This is a genomic window from Candidatus Marivariicella sp. (assembly GCF_983056325.1).
In genome coordinates, this window is sequence record NZ_CEZOWA010000005.1 from 89,298 (window position 1) to 106,184 (window position 16,887).

18 protein-coding genes are annotated in these 16,887 nt (G+C 32.8%); 7 read left to right on the top strand and 11 right to left on the bottom strand.

Features of this window, described 5'->3' with window-relative positions:
- Positions 1–47: 47 nt before the first annotated feature.
- The 3 genes from AC3ATN_RS02660 to AC3ATN_RS02670 all read right to left on the bottom strand — a co-directional run bounded on the left by AC3ATN_RS02660 (position 48) and on the right by AC3ATN_RS02670 (position 2,481).
- Complete coding sequence (locus AC3ATN_RS02660; protein WP_487531687.1) at positions 48–1,244, bottom strand: sialidase; 1,197 nt, start codon at positions 1,242–1,244, stop codon at positions 48–50.
- A 1-nt stretch (position 1,245) separates the two neighbouring features.
- Positions 1,246–1,620: a TlpA family protein disulfide reductase gene (locus tag AC3ATN_RS02665; protein WP_487531688.1), complete on the bottom strand. Its 375-nt coding sequence runs from the start codon at positions 1,618–1,620 to the stop codon at positions 1,246–1,248.
- A 117-nt stretch (positions 1,621–1,737) separates the two neighbouring features.
- On the bottom strand, positions 1,738–2,481 hold the full coding sequence (locus tag AC3ATN_RS02670) for a carboxypeptidase-like regulatory domain-containing protein (RefSeq protein WP_487531689.1): 744 nt from the start codon (positions 2,479–2,481) through the stop codon (positions 1,738–1,740).
- Between the two features lie 138 nt (positions 2,482–2,619).
- Here AC3ATN_RS02670 and AC3ATN_RS02675 point away from each other — a divergent pair, with 138 nt between their 5' ends.
- Both AC3ATN_RS02675 and AC3ATN_RS02680 read left to right on the top strand, forming a co-directional pair.
- Positions 2,620–3,663: an enolase C-terminal domain-like protein gene (locus AC3ATN_RS02675; RefSeq protein WP_487531690.1), complete on the top strand. Its 1,044-nt coding sequence runs from the start codon at positions 2,620–2,622 to the stop codon at positions 3,661–3,663.
- Positions 3,664–3,668: 5 nt separating this feature from the next.
- Positions 3,669–4,706, top strand: a complete 1,038-nt coding sequence (locus AC3ATN_RS02680) for an N-acetyltransferase DgcN family protein (protein WP_487531691.1) — start codon at positions 3,669–3,671, stop codon at positions 4,704–4,706.
- On the opposite strand, the gene AC3ATN_RS02685 is transcribed toward AC3ATN_RS02680, so the two are convergent.
- Positions 4,703–5,629: an NAD(P)-dependent oxidoreductase gene (locus tag AC3ATN_RS02685; protein ID WP_487531692.1), complete on the bottom strand. Its 927-nt coding sequence runs from the start codon at positions 5,627–5,629 to the stop codon at positions 4,703–4,705. The two genes, AC3ATN_RS02680 and AC3ATN_RS02685, sit on opposite strands and share 4 nt — an antisense overlap.
- 49 nt (positions 5,630–5,678) lie before the next feature.
- Positions 5,679–6,128, bottom strand: a complete 450-nt coding sequence (locus AC3ATN_RS02690; RefSeq protein ID WP_487531694.1) for a ribonuclease H-like YkuK family protein — start codon at positions 6,126–6,128, stop codon at positions 5,679–5,681.
- A 51-nt stretch (positions 6,129–6,179) separates the two neighbouring features.
- On the opposite strand from AC3ATN_RS02690, the gene AC3ATN_RS02695 reads away from it, so the two are divergent.
- From AC3ATN_RS02695 to AC3ATN_RS02705, 3 genes are read left to right on the top strand one after another with little or no spacing between them, the layout of a single operon-like run.
- Positions 6,180–6,611, top strand: coding sequence for an ABA4-like family protein (locus AC3ATN_RS02695; RefSeq protein WP_487531695.1), 432 nt, complete (start codon positions 6,180–6,182; stop codon positions 6,609–6,611).
- On the top strand, positions 6,604–6,783 hold the full coding sequence (locus AC3ATN_RS02700; RefSeq protein WP_487531697.1) for a hypothetical protein: 180 nt from the start codon (positions 6,604–6,606) through the stop codon (positions 6,781–6,783). Before AC3ATN_RS02695 ends, AC3ATN_RS02700 begins: the two co-directional genes overlap by 8 nt.
- Before the next feature lie 36 nt (positions 6,784–6,819).
- Positions 6,820–8,238, top strand: coding sequence for an amidohydrolase (locus tag AC3ATN_RS02705; protein WP_487531698.1), 1,419 nt, complete (start codon positions 6,820–6,822; stop codon positions 8,236–8,238).
- Between the two features lie 57 nt (positions 8,239–8,295).
- On the opposite strand, the gene AC3ATN_RS02710 is transcribed toward AC3ATN_RS02705, so the two are convergent.
- Both AC3ATN_RS02710 and AC3ATN_RS02715 read right to left on the bottom strand, forming a co-directional pair.
- On the bottom strand, positions 8,296–9,642 hold the full coding sequence (locus AC3ATN_RS02710; protein ID WP_487531699.1) for an alanine/glycine:cation symporter family protein: 1,347 nt from the start codon (positions 9,640–9,642) through the stop codon (positions 8,296–8,298).
- A 22-nt stretch (positions 9,643–9,664) separates the two neighbouring features.
- Complete coding sequence (locus AC3ATN_RS02715; protein WP_487531700.1) at positions 9,665–10,327, bottom strand: hypothetical protein; 663 nt, start codon at positions 10,325–10,327, stop codon at positions 9,665–9,667.
- Between the two features lie 160 nt (positions 10,328–10,487).
- On the opposite strand from AC3ATN_RS02715, the gene AC3ATN_RS02720 reads away from it, so the two are divergent.
- Complete coding sequence (locus tag AC3ATN_RS02720) at positions 10,488–12,302, top strand: sodium:solute symporter family protein (protein ID WP_487531701.1); 1,815 nt, start codon at positions 10,488–10,490, stop codon at positions 12,300–12,302.
- Here AC3ATN_RS02720 and AC3ATN_RS02725 read toward each other — a convergent pair.
- Genes AC3ATN_RS02725 through AC3ATN_RS02735 form a run of 3 tightly spaced genes read right to left on the bottom strand, consistent with a single transcriptional unit; the run spans position 12,299 to position 14,059 of the window.
- Positions 12,299–13,615 carry a NupC/NupG family nucleoside CNT transporter gene (locus AC3ATN_RS02725; protein WP_487531702.1) on the bottom strand — a complete coding sequence of 439 codons (1,317 nt, stop codon included), beginning with the start codon at positions 13,613–13,615 and terminating at the stop codon, positions 12,299–12,301. The two genes, AC3ATN_RS02720 and AC3ATN_RS02725, sit on opposite strands and share 4 nt — an antisense overlap.
- A gap of 37 nt (positions 13,616–13,652) precedes the next feature.
- Complete coding sequence (locus tag AC3ATN_RS02730) at positions 13,653–13,796, bottom strand: hypothetical protein (protein WP_487531703.1); 144 nt, start codon at positions 13,794–13,796, stop codon at positions 13,653–13,655.
- The gene (locus AC3ATN_RS02735; protein WP_487531704.1) at positions 13,793–14,059 is read right to left on the bottom strand and encodes a hypothetical protein; all 267 of its coding nucleotides are present in this window, start codon (positions 14,057–14,059) and stop codon (positions 13,793–13,795) included. Before AC3ATN_RS02735 ends, AC3ATN_RS02730 begins: the two co-directional genes overlap by 4 nt.
- Positions 14,060–14,131: 72 nt before the next feature.
- Between AC3ATN_RS02735 and AC3ATN_RS02740 the strand changes: the two genes are divergently transcribed.
- Complete coding sequence (locus AC3ATN_RS02740; RefSeq protein WP_487531705.1) at positions 14,132–15,400, top strand: D-alanyl-D-alanine carboxypeptidase; 1,269 nt, start codon at positions 14,132–14,134, stop codon at positions 15,398–15,400.
- 2 nt (positions 15,401–15,402) lie between these two features.
- Here the strand turns inward: AC3ATN_RS02740 and AC3ATN_RS02745 are convergent, their stop codons facing one another.
- Positions 15,403–16,674, bottom strand: a complete 1,272-nt coding sequence (locus AC3ATN_RS02745; RefSeq protein ID WP_487531706.1) for a dipeptidase — start codon at positions 16,672–16,674, stop codon at positions 15,403–15,405.
- Between the last annotated feature and the right edge of the window lie 213 nt (positions 16,675–16,887).

The following is a 16,887-nucleotide window of genomic DNA, read 5'->3' on the forward strand; positions in this document are numbered from 1 at the left end:
TCAAAACACACTTTTTTAAAATGACGACACATATTTAGGTAGAAATTTTAGATGTTTTCTGAATGTAATTTTACAGACTTTAACTGATTCATTTCATTTATAAAGGTAGTCCAAACAAGAAAAATCTCCTTATTTATTATTTCTAATTGAGGGACCCCAGTATTTCTTCCTCCATCAATTTTAGATATTGTAATTGGCTTTGAAACCAGACCATTTACTGAAACTTTTTTTATCCTTAGATACGTTCCATCGTCGTCAGTCTCCATATAACTAATTATTGCTTCATCATCATTTAGAAACGCAACGTCCACTCTTCCTATAGCATTAACATCATTAATTTTTATTGGTTTATCAAATGAAGCTCCATTATTTTTTGAAAATGAAACGTTAACCAATGGATTACCCTTAGATGCAGTAAACCAAGCAACAGCAAGATTTTTTGAGTTAGAAGTAACTTTAGGTCCGTTTACAGGACATCCATTAATTATCCAGCCATCGTCATGAACTGGACTGGGATCTTCCCAAACTCCATTTATATTTCGCACACTATAAATATCTCTTACTTCTGTATTACTTCTATCCCTGTAAACAACGATGGGGCCATTACTGGTATTTGCTATTGATGTCTGACAACAATCACATGCTGCTGCATCGAGTTCACTCTCATTAATAACATCTCCATTGTTAGAGATTTCGGCAAAACGAATTGTCATGGGTTTGTGCTCCCCATCATGTTTTTTTTCAATTGTATTTCTTCCATCTAACCAGGTAACAAAAAATCCTTTTTTGTTTGGGATAATACTAACAAAACCGTGCTCTGCTTTTACACCGTCGGTATTTAATAAAAAGTCTTCCTTTATTTTTTCTCCAGTTATTTTTCGAAGATTCAAAATTACGTCATAGGTGTATGTTCCAGAATCTGATTTCTTTAAATAGCTAGTTAATATTAAATCCTTGTTAACTGCATGAGCTGGAAAATCGGCCCAATTAACGAACCAGTCAGAGCCATCAGCAATTTTTTGAGGTTCAATCCATTTCCCGTTTTTAAGTTGACTAAAATATAAACAGGGTCTATTATCTTGTTCAGAAGATATCCATGATAATGATAAAGTTCCATTATAAGAAACTAAACTAGGTTGTGCATTATTGTTATGATATGATAGTGGAATATCTTCAATAAGAATTTCTTTTGTTGCGCAAGAAATTAAAGTTAGCATGCACAAAAACACATATACTTTTTTCATATTAGAATGCTTTTAATTTATTTATCATTTTTTCAGAATCCCAAATAACACCTCCAACGATAGTTTCAATTTTAATTCCTTTTTCATTGAAAACATAAGAAGTAGGTAAAATATGTATTCCAAATGTTTCATTTGAATTAACAGACTTTAAAAAATTAAAATCATATTTCTTATTATTTTTAAACTTAGATATTTTTGAAATATTTTCATCAGAAATTAATAAAAATATATAATTATAATCTTTTAAAATTTGTTGTGCTTTAATCATGCCTGGCATTTCCTTAATGCAAGGACTACACCAAGTGGCCCAATGATTGATTATAATTTTTTTTCCAATGAAAGATGTCAAATCAACTTTCTCATTTTCTAAATTCACAAAGGAAGTTTTGAGCTGTAAGGACTCTATATCATTGTAGGAATTACAATTAATACAAACAAAAAAACAAATTATAATGACCAAATTTTTAATAAAATTCATTTTCTAATATAATTTCTAATTTTTCTTGTTCTTTGCTTTTCTCGCAAGACGTTTTGCTTTTCTCTCGGCCTTAAGTGCTTTTCTTTCTTCTTTGGTCATTGGAGGGGGTGCGTTCCAAAGATTTTGAGAACTTTCATATTCAGCGTCAGTAACTTCGGTTTTTAAAATAATAACCCCAGCTCCACCCTGAGAACCGTACTTGTTAGCGCTAGCTAATCCTCTTAAAACCTCTAAATAACGTACTTGCGAAATGTCGATAGGTGGAGGAGAATTATATATCATCCCGTTGACTTCCCATATAACTGCATCTGAGGATTTGAAGGATTGTCTACCCCTTATTGAAATATTCTTACCTCTTGAACCTGTTATTATTTTTGCTCCTGCTATTCTTTGTGCAATAACCTCAACCAAATCTCTACCAGAAACTATTTTCATATTTCTTAGTGAGTTAGTTTTTTTATCCTTACCAATGATACTTTTATCACCATTCAATGTAATATTTACGGTATATGTCGATTGATCAAAACCAAGAGACTGTCCTGAAAAACCAACTTTAGAAAACAGCAAATTACCCTTTCCGTTTGTGATCAACGAAAATGTTCCATCAGCCTCAGTTAAGGTTTCACTATTATCTTCTTCAACAATTACTTTTACTCCCACTAAAAGATTATTATCAGCATCTACAACAGTACCCGTAATTTTTTTTTGAGAAAATAATAGAACGGGAACAAACAAAAGGGCTATGAGTATTTTTCGCATTTTAATTATGTTTTTTTGAGTTTATCATTATGTGACTAATTAAACAAAAATAAGTTTAAAAATTAATTATCATATATGTTTCTATATGCAAAGATATTTTTAATTTGGTTTATTAATTAGAATTAAAAACTTTATTCAATGAAAATTAGTTTTCATAAGATTTTATTGCAAAAAAGATTCCCCCTCGCTATTAGTCGTGGGGTTCACGGTGATACTTATAATGTTTTTGTGAAAGTTGAAAAAGACGGTATTATTGGCTGGGGTGAATCTGCTCCAGGAAAAAATGAAGGAGCTCAAAATCCAGAACAAATAATATCAGAACTTCAAAAACTAGTTGAAACTAATATTACCCAAAAGTCAATCTCAGAAATAGAATATACCGCTCGTGAGCTTAAAATTTCTCCTTGTTCTTATGCTGGTTTGGATATAGCCCTTTGGGATTGGAAAGCCAAGAAAGCAAACATGCCTCTTCATGAGCTCCTTGGACTACCTATTCCAAAGACAAAAACATCAGTCACTCTAGGTATCATGAGTTCTGAATCTGTAAAAGACAGAATACCTTTATTATTTGATAATAGTTCAGCGAAATATTTAAAAGTTAAATTGGGTTCACCGCAAGGAATTGATGCGGATAAAAATATGTATAATCAAGTTTTAGAAAGCGTGAAGCCCTATGATTTAGGTCTCCGTGTAGATGCAAATGGAGGATGGAATACTGAAGATGCACAATATATGATTGAGTGGTTGTCCAAAAGAAAGTGTGATTATATTGAACAACCGTTAGCTGAAGGAAATGAAAAAGGCCTTAAAACATTATATCAAAACAGACTATTACCAATATTTGTGGATGAATCATGTAGATTTTCTCATGACATAATTAATTATTCAGAATGGGTTGACGGGGTTAATTTAAAGCTTATGAAGTGCGGAGGGATTACCGAGGCTTTAAGAATTTTATCCACTGCTAAAGCTCATGGTTTAGAAACAATGATTGGATGCATGAGTGAATCTTCCATTTCTATATCTGCTGGAGCATCCATATCAGGTCAAATTGATCATATTGATCTTGATTCGCACTATAATTTGAAACCCGATCCAGCCTCAGGCGCAAAAATGATTGATGGTGTGACAATGCCAACAATTGCTCCCGGTCACGGTGCAATTTTAATTAACCAAAGCTAATTTCAATGTTAAAAAATTCAACTAAAGTTGCTATTTACATGGAGGGACATCTTTTTACTGAAAATGGAAAAATGGGTTATGGAGCATTAAGATATCTCAATAATCCAATTGTTGCAGTAATTGATTCTGAAAATGCTGGAAAAAACACAAAAGATTGTCTTCCAATTAACAGAAATGTTCCTGTTGTTAGCGATCTGGACCAAGCTATAAATAATGGAGCAGAAGTACTTTTATTAGGTATTGCCAACTCAGGTGGAATAATCCCTAAATCTTGGTTTTCAATAATAGATAAAGCAGTAATTAATGGCTTATCAATAATTAATGGTCTTCATGACGAACTTGCCACAAAATATAAAGACTCTTTAACCAATAATCAATGGATATGGGATGTAAGAATTCCACAATTCGTACCGAAAATTGCAACAGGTAAAGCTTTAGAAATAAATAATAAAAGAATTTTATGTGTAGGGACAGACATGGCATCTGGCAAAATGACTACGAGTCTGGAATTATATAATTGGACTAAAGAACAAAAGATTAAAAGTAGTTTTATTGCGACCGGCCAAATAGGAATTACACTAACAGGAAAAGGAATTCCTTTGGATGCCTATAAAGTTGATCACGCATGCGGAGCAGTAGAGCAAATGGTCTTAGCAGAATCTGAAAGTGATTGGGTTTTTATCGAAGGTCAAGGTTCTTTGCTTCATCCAGGAAGCTCCGCTACTCTCCCTTTAATGAGGGGAAGTTGCCCAACTCACTTAATTCTATGCCACAGAGCTGATTTGAATAACTTAAGACCTCCAGTTGAGCATATAAAAATACCTAGCCTAAATGATGTTATAGCGTTAAATGAAAATTTAGCCAATGCCTGTGGAACCTTTTTAAATGTTAAGGTTGTTGGAATATCTTTAAATACTGTAAAATTAGATCCTATTTCTGCCCAAAAAGCAATAGATTTTTGGGAATTAGAAACTAATTTACCCGTTACTGATGTTGTACGTTTTGGACCTGAAAAAATCGGTAATGCAATAAAGAATAGTTAATACCCTTTTTTTAAATCAACTTCGTTAATTAATGTTCTCCCTTCTAGGTTTGCGTAGTAGTTATTAATTATTTGTTTGGCACCAGCTTCAGCATTTGTTACACTTGCTATATGAGGAGTAATTTTAATTTTTTTGTTAGCCCATAATGGACTTGATTTTGGGATCGGCTCCTGTTCAAAAACATCCAAAAAAGCTCCGGTTAAAATACCTTTATCAATTGCTTTTACAATATCCTTTTCACTTTGAACTTTACCTCTTGAAACATTGATTAAATAAGTAGGATTCTTCAACTTATTAAACAGCTTACTTGATAAAAGACCATGAGTTTTTGAGGTATAAGGAACCGTACAAACTAAAACATTAACATCATCCAAAAACGGAATCAATTGATCACCATTATAACATTTAATGCCATCAAGCTTTTTTGAGCTCAAACTGTATCCACTTACATTAAACCCTAGGTTGTTGAGTTTATTTGCGGCATCTCCTCCTAGAGTTCCTAGTCCAAGAATACCAATTGAAATGTTTATTTCAGGATCTAAATCATGATCCCAAATTTTATTTTTTTGATTATCAATGTAATTGTCAAGTTTACGATGATATTGAAGAACGGCAAGAACGATATAATTAGACATTGAAAATGAAAGTAAAGGATCTACTATTCTTGTAATCTTTATTCCTTTTGGAATATTTGTATCGGAAAGTAGGTGATCAACTCCTGCTCCCAAAGAACACACTAAAGTTAGATTTTTAAACTTTTTTAATACTCCTTTAGGGTGATTCCAAACGAGTGCAGTATCAATTAAATCTTTGTTTTCAATATTTTCAAGAGATTGTATTTCCCAGTCAGGAATTAATATATTAAATATGGTGATCCACCTCCCTCTCTCTGAAGAGGGGCATATAAGAATTACGTTTTTCATTAATCACAAATTAGAATATTCCCAATAAAAAGACAAGTTTGCTAATGTTTTATTTGCAGTTGTAATCTGCAGCTCTTGTTGCAATCTGGACTTGGGGCTTAACATTGACTTTATACCCTAGGGAGTTAGCCCAGCCTTTTGCAGCAGAAATTAATTTATTTGATTCATAAGCTACATCGTTATTGTAGTCCATATCAATTTCAATATCCACTTTTATCTTTTGTTTTAACCACTCAGCCGTATCAATACTTAATTCTGCTTCATGCCATAACCTGCTCCACATATCCTTAATAATATCTTGGGTTCTTTTGTTAAGTATATAATGAACTCCTCTATTTCCAAGCTTATAGGCTATTACGGTACAGTAAACTGTTTTTTTTCCTAAATTTTGAGAGTCAGCTCCAATATGAATTTGTAAAAAGGGGTATCTTTTTATTAAAGTCAAAGTGTGTTCTAATGGATCAATTCTATTTCCTTTTATATCTTTGAATGGCAACATAAACTTTTTATTACTCCCTTATCAAGGTAATATTTTATACAACTAAAACCTATGACATCAATTTTATTTACAATAATAAATACATCCATGATATTTTTTTGGGGTCTTTTAATTTTTTTGCCCAAAAGTAAAATCACACAGTCGATAATCAGTTATCCATATGTACCATTAGTTTTAAGTTTTGGATATATTTTTTTTTTAGGTCAGGTACCTAATATTTTTCAGGCTGATTTTTCATCATTAGAAGGAGTTTTAGATCTTTTTAAAAACTCTACACCAGAGTCTGCAGCTGCTGGTTGGATTCATTATTTAGCTTTTGATTTTTGGATGGGAGCCTGGATTCTTCAAAATGCTCAGAAAAATAAGATATCCCACCTAGTCATTGTAATTCCTCTAGCAAGTACTTTTATGTTAGGCCCTTTTGGAGTTCTTCTTTATGTAATTTTATCGAAATTGAATTTAAAATTTAAAAAGAATGACTAATTCTATTTTTTACTTCTCAATGGCTATAGGGGTTGCTCTGGGAGCCTGGGGTGCGTATTTGGCTGAGCAGAAAAACAGAAGTCGACAATTAGGTTTTTTATTAGGATTTTTTTTTGGAATTATTGGAATATTAATCTTAATATTATTGATAGAAAAAAAATCAAATTCATAACTTTAGATAACAATCTAAATTTTTAATAAAATCCAAATGAAATTAAAACTTACTACCCTTTTAATATCAATAGCTCTTTTTAGTTATGGGCAAAACGTCAAGACAATAAAAAAAGAAATTCAACAATCTATTGAAAAACAAAAAACAAATCTTATACAAACGAGTGACGCTATTTGGGAATCTGCCGAAACATCTCTAGTAGAGTTTGAATCATCCAAGACCTTAATGGAATATGCTCGTAAAAACGGTTTTGAAGTTAAATCGGGGGTTGCTGGAATCGAAACTGCCTTTACCGCTTCATATGGTCAAGGGAGGCCTATAATTGGAATTTTAGGAGAGTTTGATGCAAATGCTGGAATATCTCAAAAGCGTCAACCAACTCGTGAATCAAGAGTTCCAGGAGCAGCTGGACATGGATGTGGTCACAACCTTTTTGGGACAGCTAGTTTAGGAGCTGCAGTTGCAATAAAGGAACAAATTGAGAAAGGAAATATTAAAGGAACTGTAATATTCTATGGTACCCCTGCCGAAGAAACAATCTTTGCAAAAGTTTGGATGGTTAGAGAGGGTCTGTTTGACAATCTTGATGTATGCATGGATTGGCATCCGGGAGATAATATAGAATCAGGAACTCAAAGTTCTAAATCATTGGTTGATTTTAGAGTGAAATTTTATGGCAATTCTTCACACGCATCCGCTGACCCATGGAATGGATTGAGCGCAGTTGATGCCATGGAGTTATATTCAAATGGATTAAATTATTACAGAGAGCATATTAAACCCACTGCACGAATTCACTATCAGATTGAGAAAGCTGGTGATGTAGTGAATGTTGTTCCCAATTATGCACAAATATGGACTAGACTTCGTGAGAATGATCGAGCAAATGTTGATGTTCTTTACGAACGAGCTTTAAATATCGCCAAGGGTGCAGCTTTGATGACAGGCACTAGTTATGAAACTAAATTAATTTCAGGAATTTATGAGATTCAAGTTAACAGAACAGGAGCTAAAATTATGCATGAAAATTTAAAATCTTTGGGTGAAATAAAGTATTCTGAAAATGAAATAAACTATGCCAATACTATTCTTAGAGAAACAGGTAAGCCTGAAAAAGGAATTGATGGTAAAGTTTATCCCTTAAAAGAGACCATGCCTGCTCAAGGTGGATCTACCGATGTGGGGGATGTAAGTCAAGTAGTACCTGTAATAAGAATGTCTGCTACAGCTGCTGCGAGTGGAGGTCCTTGGCATTCATGGGCTGTTGTTGCCTGTACAGGAATGTCAATCGGACACAAAGGCATGGTGTATGCTTCGAAAGCACTGGCAATGACAATGGCAGATTTGTATAAGTCTCCATCTCTTATAAAAGAGGTAAAAAAGGATTTTATAGAAAATAGAAATTATAAAGAATATAACCCTAGGATTTTACCTGGCCCACCATCTCTAAATTAAATACATAATTCAATAATTTGTTTCCCCCTTTTTTAATTAAAAGAAAAAAACAAGAATCTAGATCCAATTCCGAGATTGCATTTCTCTTTTCACGTGAGGTGCGAGCCAAAGAATAGCTATCATGTTCGGGATACACATTAGTGCAAAAGCTAAATCAATTATTCCTATTACAACCTCAACTGTAACCACGCACGACAGAACAATACTCCCTATGTAAAAATAATTGTAAAAGTTACCCCATTTGCGATGGGTTAAAAAGCCAAAGCACTTAACACCATAATACGAATAAGTCAATAATGTGGAGATTCCAAACACAGAAACCATAAAAAGCAGAAGAACATCACCAAAACCAAAAAATAATATTCTAAATGCCTCAAGAGTGAGAACAATTCCGTTTAATCCTGGAATCTTGTATGCTTCACTCATAATCACAATTAAACCTGTTATGCTACAAACTAATACTGTGTCAAGCAAAGGACCTAACATAGCAACAAGTCCTTCATCTGTTCCTTTCGAACTTTGAGACTGTCCATGATACATTGGTGCGTTTCCAACACCACTTTCGTTTGAGAACACTGCACGTCTTACGCCTAAAAGCACCAATCCCCAAAATCCCCCAGTAACTGCTGTATTTGTATTAAATGCTTCAAAAAATATTAATTTAAATGTGGGTATAATTTCTGATACGTTATTCAATAAAATAAAAATTCCCATCAAAAAATATAGACAAACCATAAATGGAACCAGATTCGAAGTGACTTTAACAATAGATTTTAAACCTCCAAAAATGACTGTTGCACTTATAATTGATAAAACTATTCCTATCAAAACTTTCCATCCCAGATCTCCCAAAGCAAGATATTGATTAGGCTCAATCACATTGACGAATGTCTGTGTTAATTGATTGGCAGTAAACGCAGGTAAAACTCCAAAAAAACCAGCTATAGAAAAAAATATAGCTAATGGTTTACCCCACTTTTTAATCCCTAAAGTCATATAATACATAGGACCTCCAAGGGGATTTCCGTTTTCTTCTTTTTCCCTAAACTGGACAGATAAAGAACAGGAAAAAAACTTTATTATAGAACCAATAATAGCTGTCAGCCACATCCATATTAAAACACCCGGTCCACCCATATGAATTGCGATAGCAACTCCAGAAATATTTCCTAGACCAACAGTTGCTGCCAGTACAGCTGATAATGCTTGAAATCTTGAAATCCCTTGATCTTCTTCTTTTTTAAGTAATAAACCAAAGGCTTTTTTAATTTGAGTAAGAGGATATGCTCGAGAATAAAACAAAAGAAATAAACCCCCTCCTAACACAAAAAATAGCATTATCCATTCCAAAGGAGCTATTAATTGGGAAAGTAATATTTCTAAGGATGCAACAATCTCGTTCATTTGGGTAATTTACAAAAACCCCTTATTCTTTCACCACTATATACGTAGCTTTTGCTCCGGTAGCTAAATTCCAACGATTAGAACCTACAAGGGTACCAGAATGAGTATAGACTTTAAGCTCAGCGGTGTTAGGTCCACTTTCTCCTTGGTTTAATGCTATAAAATCAATTCTATTAAACCCCTCTTCTAACTCAATATTGACTCCACTAAAATTTTCTTTAAGTAATATGCTACCCATCACAACCTTATCGTTAACTTTTATTTGAATCATATCTCCATCTGGATATTCATGATCTCTAAAGACTACATTAATATTTTGATCTGTGGTTTTAAAATCTCCTAGATACAAGTCGTTTTTGAAGTAATCGGCATTTTTATCTTTTTCTCCTTTTTTCCTGTTCATTCTAGCAGTATAATATTCACTTGGATCTATGAATTCCTCTTGGTCTATCATATTTATATTCGAGCTTTTATTTTTTTTAGGGGATAAGTCCTCCATTTTATAATTGAGAGACATATTCTTTTTTGGACTTAATAAAAGAGAGGAATTTTCTTGAGGTAAAATAATAATTTTTTTTCTTTTCTCAGACTGTGAAAATGAAAATAATGGAAACAAAACAAGTATGAACAGTACTATTTTTAAAAGTACTTTACCAAAACTATTTAAAATTAAATCTATTGCCATTTATAAATATTAATCAAATATATCCCTACTAATTTAAAACAAATTAAAATCCTTTAATATTAACACATTGATTAACAAAATTATATCATTAAAAAAAATAAAGAGACTATTTGTGTTTTTTATCTATTAAGATTTAACTTATACAACTAAAATTTAGAACATGCAGTTAGAATCAATTGATTGGATCATCATCATTAGTTTTTTTATTATTTCACTAATAATTGGTATTTGGACAAGTAGAACCGCAGGAAAAAGTATAAATAGTTTTTTTCTATCTGGGAGAAGTATGCCTTGGTGGTTATTGGGAATCTCAATGGTTGCAACTACGTTTTCAGCAGATACTCCCAATTTAGTAACTGATATTGTTAGAAAAAACGGAGTGGCAGGTAATTGGGTCTGGTGGGCCTTTCTTTTAACAGGTATGTTAACTGTTTTTGTTTATGCAAAATTATGGAGAAGGTCTGAAGTATTGACAGATTTAGAATTTTATGAAATTAGATATGGAGGCAAAGGAGCTGCAATGTTGCGTGGCTTTAGAGCCATATATTTAGGCGTTTTTTTCAATATAATGATCATGGCAACTGTATGCTTGGCAGCTATAAAGATTGGAAGTGTACTACTCGATTTTTCACCAGCACAAACTTTAGTTTCTGCTGCAGTGGTTACTGTTTTGTATAGTGCTTTAGGTGGTTTAAGAGGTGTGATTATAACTGATTTCTTCCAGTTTATACTCGCAATGACTGCAACTATATGGTCGGCAGTAGTAATTGTAAATCTCCCTCAAGTTGGGGGTTTGAGTAAATTAATTTCTAATCCAATTGTTATCCCTAAACTTCCCGTGATTCCTGCAATAACAAATTTTAATTTTAATGATCCTCAAACAGATTTACTGATCACCATATTAATTTTACCACTAGCTGTTCAGTGGTGGAGTGTTTGGTATCCAGGGGCTGAGCCTGGTGGTGGTGGATATATTGCTCAAAGAATGTTATCGGCAAAAGATGAAAAAAATGCTATTTGGGCAACATTACTATTTAACTTCATGCATTATGCTGTTAGACCTTGGCCTTGGATCTTGGTGGCACTTTGTTCACTTATTGTTTTTCCAGATCTTGAATCCTTATCACTGGCGTTTCCAAATGTTTCTCCAGATTTAATTGGAGACGACCTTGCTTATCCTGCCATGATGAGTTATTTACCTTCAGGGTTATTAGGGCTATTAATTGCCTCACTAATGGCTGCTTTTATGTCTACTCTTTCTACCCATCTTAACTGGGGCTCTTCCTACATAGTTCATGATTTTTACCATAGGTTTATAAATCCAAATGCTTCTGAAAAATCCTTGGTTTTTCTTGCAAGGGTTTCTACACTAATACTTATGATTATGGCTGCTCTAGTTGCCTTAACTTTGCAAAACGCATTACAAGCTTTTCAAATTCTTCTTCAGATTGGAGCAGGAACGGGTCTATTGTTTATTCTTAGATGGTTCTGGTATAGAATTAATGTTTACAGTGAGTTTACAGCAATGATAGTTTCATTTATCTTAGCTGTTTATCTTCAACTGATTCATACCGCGCTTGGTTTTGAAATTATTTCTTCATCAATACAATTATTAATTGGGGTTGGCCTGACCACATTATCTTGGGTATTGGTAACCATATTTACTAAACCTGAGTCAGACGAAGTACTAATGGATTTTTATAAAAAAGTTCATCCTGGCGGACCAGGGTGGAAGTATATACTTGATGTAGCTGAATCTAAAGGAAAAAAAATAACGGGTAAAAAAGAAAAATGGGATGTTCCCAATGGACTGTTATGTATGCTTTTTGGAACACTTTCTGTTTATTCGGTTTTGTTTAGTGTAGGAAGTTTAATTTACGGAAACAATTCTAGCTTTTTACTTACTTCAATTATAGGAATAGTTTCTTTGTTTGCACTTTTCTATTTTTGGAAAAAGGGATCTGCAGAGTATTAGCCAACTAGCATTCCAGCTATGGTTGCAGAGAAAAGAGAGACCAGTGTTCCAGCAATCATGGCTTTTAATCCAAGTTCAATTAATATATGTTTTATTTTGGGAGCTATAATTCCAATACCTCCAATTTGAATCCCAATAGATGCAATATTGGCAAATCCACAAAGCATATAAGTTGCCATAATTACTGACTTTTCATTATTAAAATGAATTAAACTTTGAATATTTTTTAGATCAGCTAATTGTATATAAGCAACAAATTCACTTGCAGCTATTTTTACACCTAGTAGCTGTCCCATTAACATAGTATCATTTACTGAAACTCCGATTAACCACATTAGAGGCGAAAAAAGAATTCCCAATAGAAATTCAATAGACAATCCCGTGTAAGGAGTGTTTTTAGAAATTAAGTCATTTAATCCAATCTCTCCAATGAAATCAAATACCCCATTTACAAGAGCGATTAATGCAATAAAAACCAAAAGCATTGCGGCTACATTAACAGCCATTTTAACCCCTTCATTGGTTCCTTTCAAAATTGAAGACAGAAAAGTATCTCCAAAATAGGAGTTATTGACTGAAATATCTGACTTGACATCCTCAATTTGTGGGTATAGTATTTTAGAAACAACAACAGCCCCAGGAGCTGCCATCACTGAAGCGGCCAATAGATTCTTTGCAAAAATCAATCTTGTTTCCGGATCGTCCCCCCCCAAAAAGCCAATATAAGCACCTAAGACACTTCCTGCTACCGTGGCCATGCCTCCAACCATAACCAAAAATAATTCAGATCGATTCATTTTTTCCAAATAACCTTTAATTAAAAGAGGAGTTTCAGTTTGGCCAAGGAAAATATTTCCAGCAATAGAAAGACTCTCAGCCCCTGAAATATTTAAGAGTCTTTTTAAGCCCCAAGCAAGCGCACTAACTATTTTTTGAATTATTCCAAAATAATATCCAATTGAGGTTAGGGCAGAAAAGAAAATGATAACCGGAAGAACTTGAAAAGCAAAAATATAACCTGTTTTATCGGTATTACTTAAGTCTCCTAATAACATGCTGCTTCCAGCCTGTGTAAATTCTAAAATTTTAATAAAGAAGCTTCCAAAAAATTCAAAAGAATCAGATATCCAAATGATTTTTAAAACACCTATTGCAATGATTAGTTGAGTCAAAAGACCCAGAAAAACAGTCTTCCATTCAATAGCCTTTTTATTATTGCTCAATGAGTAGGAAATTAATAATAAAACAATCATACCCAGAACCCCTCTAAGAATAGACTCTATTGAAGTTCCGTTGGTTGGGATTAATTCCATCAATTAAGTTTTATTATATTTTCAAAATTATGACATACTAATCGTTCTCGTCTGACAACTTAATCATCATATCCCTGGCGGTCATTAATTTAATTTTATGAACAGAGTCATTATACATTCCGGTAGATATTTTTTTTTCAAATACCGAAATAGCTTCTTTTAAAGTGAGTTCTTTTTTCATTTGGATTTATTATTATCAACAGATTTCTTTTTTTTATCTAATTTTTTTTGAGCATCCAACACGCTATCAATTAATTGTGATTTGGTGTCTATATACTTTATTAGTTCTCTTACCTTATATTCTTCTTGTTTTTTCTGTTCATGTTTTTGCTTTTCCTCAGAGATAGTTTCACGAATATTTTGAATGGTACTGACTGTAAATCCAATCACAATAAAAACACATGCTAAAATTGCAATCCACTCTTCTGTTTCTGAAAAATACATAAATTTTAAATTACATCTAATTTAGAATCTATTCCATTAAATTCAACAACAATGTTTTTGTATTTTTAGTAAATGAGAAAGCTCATAATACTTTTTTTTATTAGTTCGAATATTTTTAGCCAAAGGATAAGCTCCAATAAAATATCAAGAATAATTAATCAAAATCCTGCTTTCGAAAGGTCTCATGTAGCTGTTGCTATTCAACCTTTAGGAACGGACAAAAAAATCAAGGGAGTTAGTCAATCAAAGTATATGACTCCTGCTTCAAATACTAAGCTTTTAACTTTTTTAGGCTCTATTCAGACTTTTGATTCTTTGCCAATGATAAACTATTCTTTTTTAAATAAAGAATTGCATATTTCTTCAACCGGTTATCCGCTATTATTTCATCCAAAATATCCAGACAATGAGCTGGAAACATTTCTAAATTTATATAAAAAAATAACTTATCATTTCGACAAGTTTTATCTACCTAGGTTTGGGCCAGGATGGGCCTGGGACGATTACCTGTTTTATTTTTCTGCTCCACCTTCTATTTTTCCTCTTTTTGGAAATGTTGTTTTAGGAACAAAAAACAACAATAAAGTATCGTTTTATCCTTCTGTATTTGAATTTTCAGAAAATAAAACATTAAATTCAAGTATTTTAAGGGAGGAGTCAAGCAATCATTTTAGTTATAACCCTCAAAAAATCTCAAGGAAAGACTCGGTTTTCATTCCCTTTAAACCTTCTAAAAAAGTAACATTAGACCTTTTGAAATATGGTTTAAACGCAGAGGTAAGTTCCGACAGTAGCCCCCTATTGACCTACAAGGTTTTATATTCAAAAGATTTAGATCCAATTTATGATGCTGTTTTAAAAGACTCAGATAATTTAATTTCTGAGTCACTACTTTTAATGATAAGTAAGGAGTTAAATAATACTTTCTCAACTCCAGACGCCATAAAACAATTAAAAAAAGACTGGGACTCATGGATTCCAGACCCTGTCTTGTGGTATGATGGTTCAGGGTTATCAAGATATACAATGATAACTCCTAGAACATTAGTATCTGTACTTCAAAAAATATACAAGGAAATTGGTTTGGTTGAGATTCAAAACTATTTTTCAGCTGGAGGAAAACCAGGAACGATAAAGAATTACTATATAAAAGGGAAAGTTCCTTTTGTTTATGCAAAAACGGGAACGTTAAGAAATAACCATAACCTGTCAGGATATTTAATTTCAAAAAAAGGCAATTGGTATTCTTTTTCGATCATGGTAAATCACTTTGAAAAACCTACAGATGAAATTCGTCTTGCAATAGGAGACTTGTTAGAATACTTTTACAAAAAAGGATAATCCTATTTTCCTTGAAGTTTTTGTGATATATTTTCCACTTCTTCCATAACTCTTAAAAGATTATCACCCCATATTTTTTTAATTTCCTCCTCCTCAAAACCTCTATTTACTAATTCTTTTGTGACATTTAAAGTTTCAGAAGCATTACTCCAGCCTTCTATCCCACCACCACCGTCAAAATCCGAACTTATTCCTACATGATCTATCCCCATTTTTTCAACTAAATATTCAACATGATTTACAAAATCAACTACACTAACAGGTGGTGCTATTTTCTTGATTTCTTCAATTTGATCTTTTGAAGCATCTATTATTTTTTTATAATCAGCTCTATATTTTTCTATCTCAGTAGTTGGAAGCCCTCTGAGTTGTCTCATTGAAATCATTTCAACTCCTAATTGAGCTGCTGATATTTTGTAGATACTATCTCTTAAAGTATTGAATTTTTTGACTTTTTCAGCATTTAAATAAGATCCCAAGGCAACGGTTTGAACGACTCCACCATTTTTCTTAATAGCAAGTAGCTGCTCGTCATCAAGATTTCTTGGGTGGTCACACAGTGCTCTTGCTGAAGAATGGGATGCAATTACTGGTGCTTTCGAAAGAGTAATCATCTCTAGATTTGCTTTTTTTGAAGGATGGGATAAATCAATCATAATACCATAATAGTTCATTTTTTGAACCATTTGCCTCCCTAGGTCACTGAGTCCATCATGAAGCCATATGCTGTCTCGTTCTCCAGTATTAGAATCAGCAAATTGGCTATGGCCGTTGTGAGCAAGAGAAACATATCTAGCTCCTCGATCATAATATCGTTTCATGTTTGCGGTATCTAAACCCATTGGATATGCATTTTCAACACCAATCATTGCTACTTTTTTCCCTGATTTCCATATCCTTCTAACATCGGATGCTGAAAGAGCCAACTCTATTTTATCCGGTGCATACTTAGTCACAAGACGTTCGATAGCATCAAACTTAGCCTCAGCATTATCCGATGCTTTTTTATAACCTTCCGGCGTTAAATCCCCTTGTCCGGTATAAACTATAAACCAAGAGACATCCAACCCTCCTTCCATCATTTTAGGCAAGTTAATTTGCGTGTCTGTATCCGATGTATAGTTTAAACTGTCTGTAAAGTTTGTTACATCAATATCATCGTGGGTATCAATTGTTATTACATTACTATGGATTTGTTCAGCGGTAGGCTCTTTAACTGTAGTGTTGCAATTAATAAATAAAATGGAAAGGAAAAGTAATATCAGTTTTTTCATAATTTGAAAATATAGTTATAAAATAAAATGGATCCAAATTCTACTTTGAATTTACCATCAAAAATAAACATTTTTTAAATAAATAATCTTTTGTGGCACAGTATTTGTATTTGTTGTGTAGATGATTTAATGTGATAAAAATATTATATCATCTTTAAATATTAATATTAATCAAATTTTATCAAATGAAAAAAAGTTTATTAAGTATTTTGG

Bases quoted from the DNA above. Each gene is read 5' to 3' on its own strand.
- AC3ATN_RS02710 (WP_487531699.1), bottom strand. From the start codon at position 9,642: ATGAACGAGATTGTTGCATCCTTAGAAATATTACTTTCCCAATTAATA.
- AC3ATN_RS02705 (WP_487531698.1), top strand. From the start codon at position 6,820: ATGAAATTAAAACTTACTACCCTTTTAATATCAATAGCTCTTTTTAGT.
- AC3ATN_RS02690 (WP_487531694.1), bottom strand. From the start codon at position 6,128: ATGTTGCCATTCAAAGATATAAAAGGAAATAGAATTGATCCATTAGAA.
- AC3ATN_RS02680 (WP_487531691.1), top strand. From the start codon at position 3,669: ATGTTAAAAAATTCAACTAAAGTTGCTATTTACATGGAGGGACATCTT.
- AC3ATN_RS02730 (WP_487531703.1), bottom strand. From the start codon at position 13,796: ATGAAAAAAGAACTCACTTTAAAAGAAGCTATTTCGGTATTTGAAAAA.
- AC3ATN_RS02735 (WP_487531704.1), bottom strand. From the start codon at position 14,059: ATGTATTTTTCAGAAACAGAAGAGTGGATTGCAATTTTAGCATGTGTT.
- AC3ATN_RS02720 (WP_487531701.1), top strand. From the start codon at position 10,488: ATGCAGTTAGAATCAATTGATTGGATCATCATCATTAGTTTTTTTATT.
- AC3ATN_RS02685 (WP_487531692.1), bottom strand. From the start codon at position 5,629: ATGAAAAACGTAATTCTTATATGCCCCTCTTCAGAGAGAGGGAGGTGG.
- AC3ATN_RS02695 (WP_487531695.1), top strand. From the start codon at position 6,180: ATGACATCAATTTTATTTACAATAATAAATACATCCATGATATTTTTT.
- AC3ATN_RS02675 (WP_487531690.1), top strand. From the start codon at position 2,620: ATGAAAATTAGTTTTCATAAGATTTTATTGCAAAAAAGATTCCCCCTC.
- AC3ATN_RS02725 (WP_487531702.1), bottom strand. From the start codon at position 13,615: ATGGAATTAATCCCAACCAACGGAACTTCAATAGAGTCTATTCTTAGA.
- AC3ATN_RS02745 (WP_487531706.1), bottom strand. From the start codon at position 16,674: ATGAAAAAACTGATATTACTTTTCCTTTCCATTTTATTTATTAATTGC.
- AC3ATN_RS02740 (WP_487531705.1), top strand. From the start codon at position 14,132: ATGAGAAAGCTCATAATACTTTTTTTTATTAGTTCGAATATTTTTAGC.
- AC3ATN_RS02670 (WP_487531689.1), bottom strand. From the start codon at position 2,481: ATGCGAAAAATACTCATAGCCCTTTTGTTTGTTCCCGTTCTATTATTT.
- AC3ATN_RS02660 (WP_487531687.1), bottom strand. From the start codon at position 1,244: ATGAAAAAAGTATATGTGTTTTTGTGCATGCTAACTTTAATTTCTTGC.
- AC3ATN_RS02700 (WP_487531697.1), top strand. From the start codon at position 6,604: ATGACTAATTCTATTTTTTACTTCTCAATGGCTATAGGGGTTGCTCTG.
- AC3ATN_RS02715 (WP_487531700.1), bottom strand. From the start codon at position 10,327: ATGGCAATAGATTTAATTTTAAATAGTTTTGGTAAAGTACTTTTAAAA.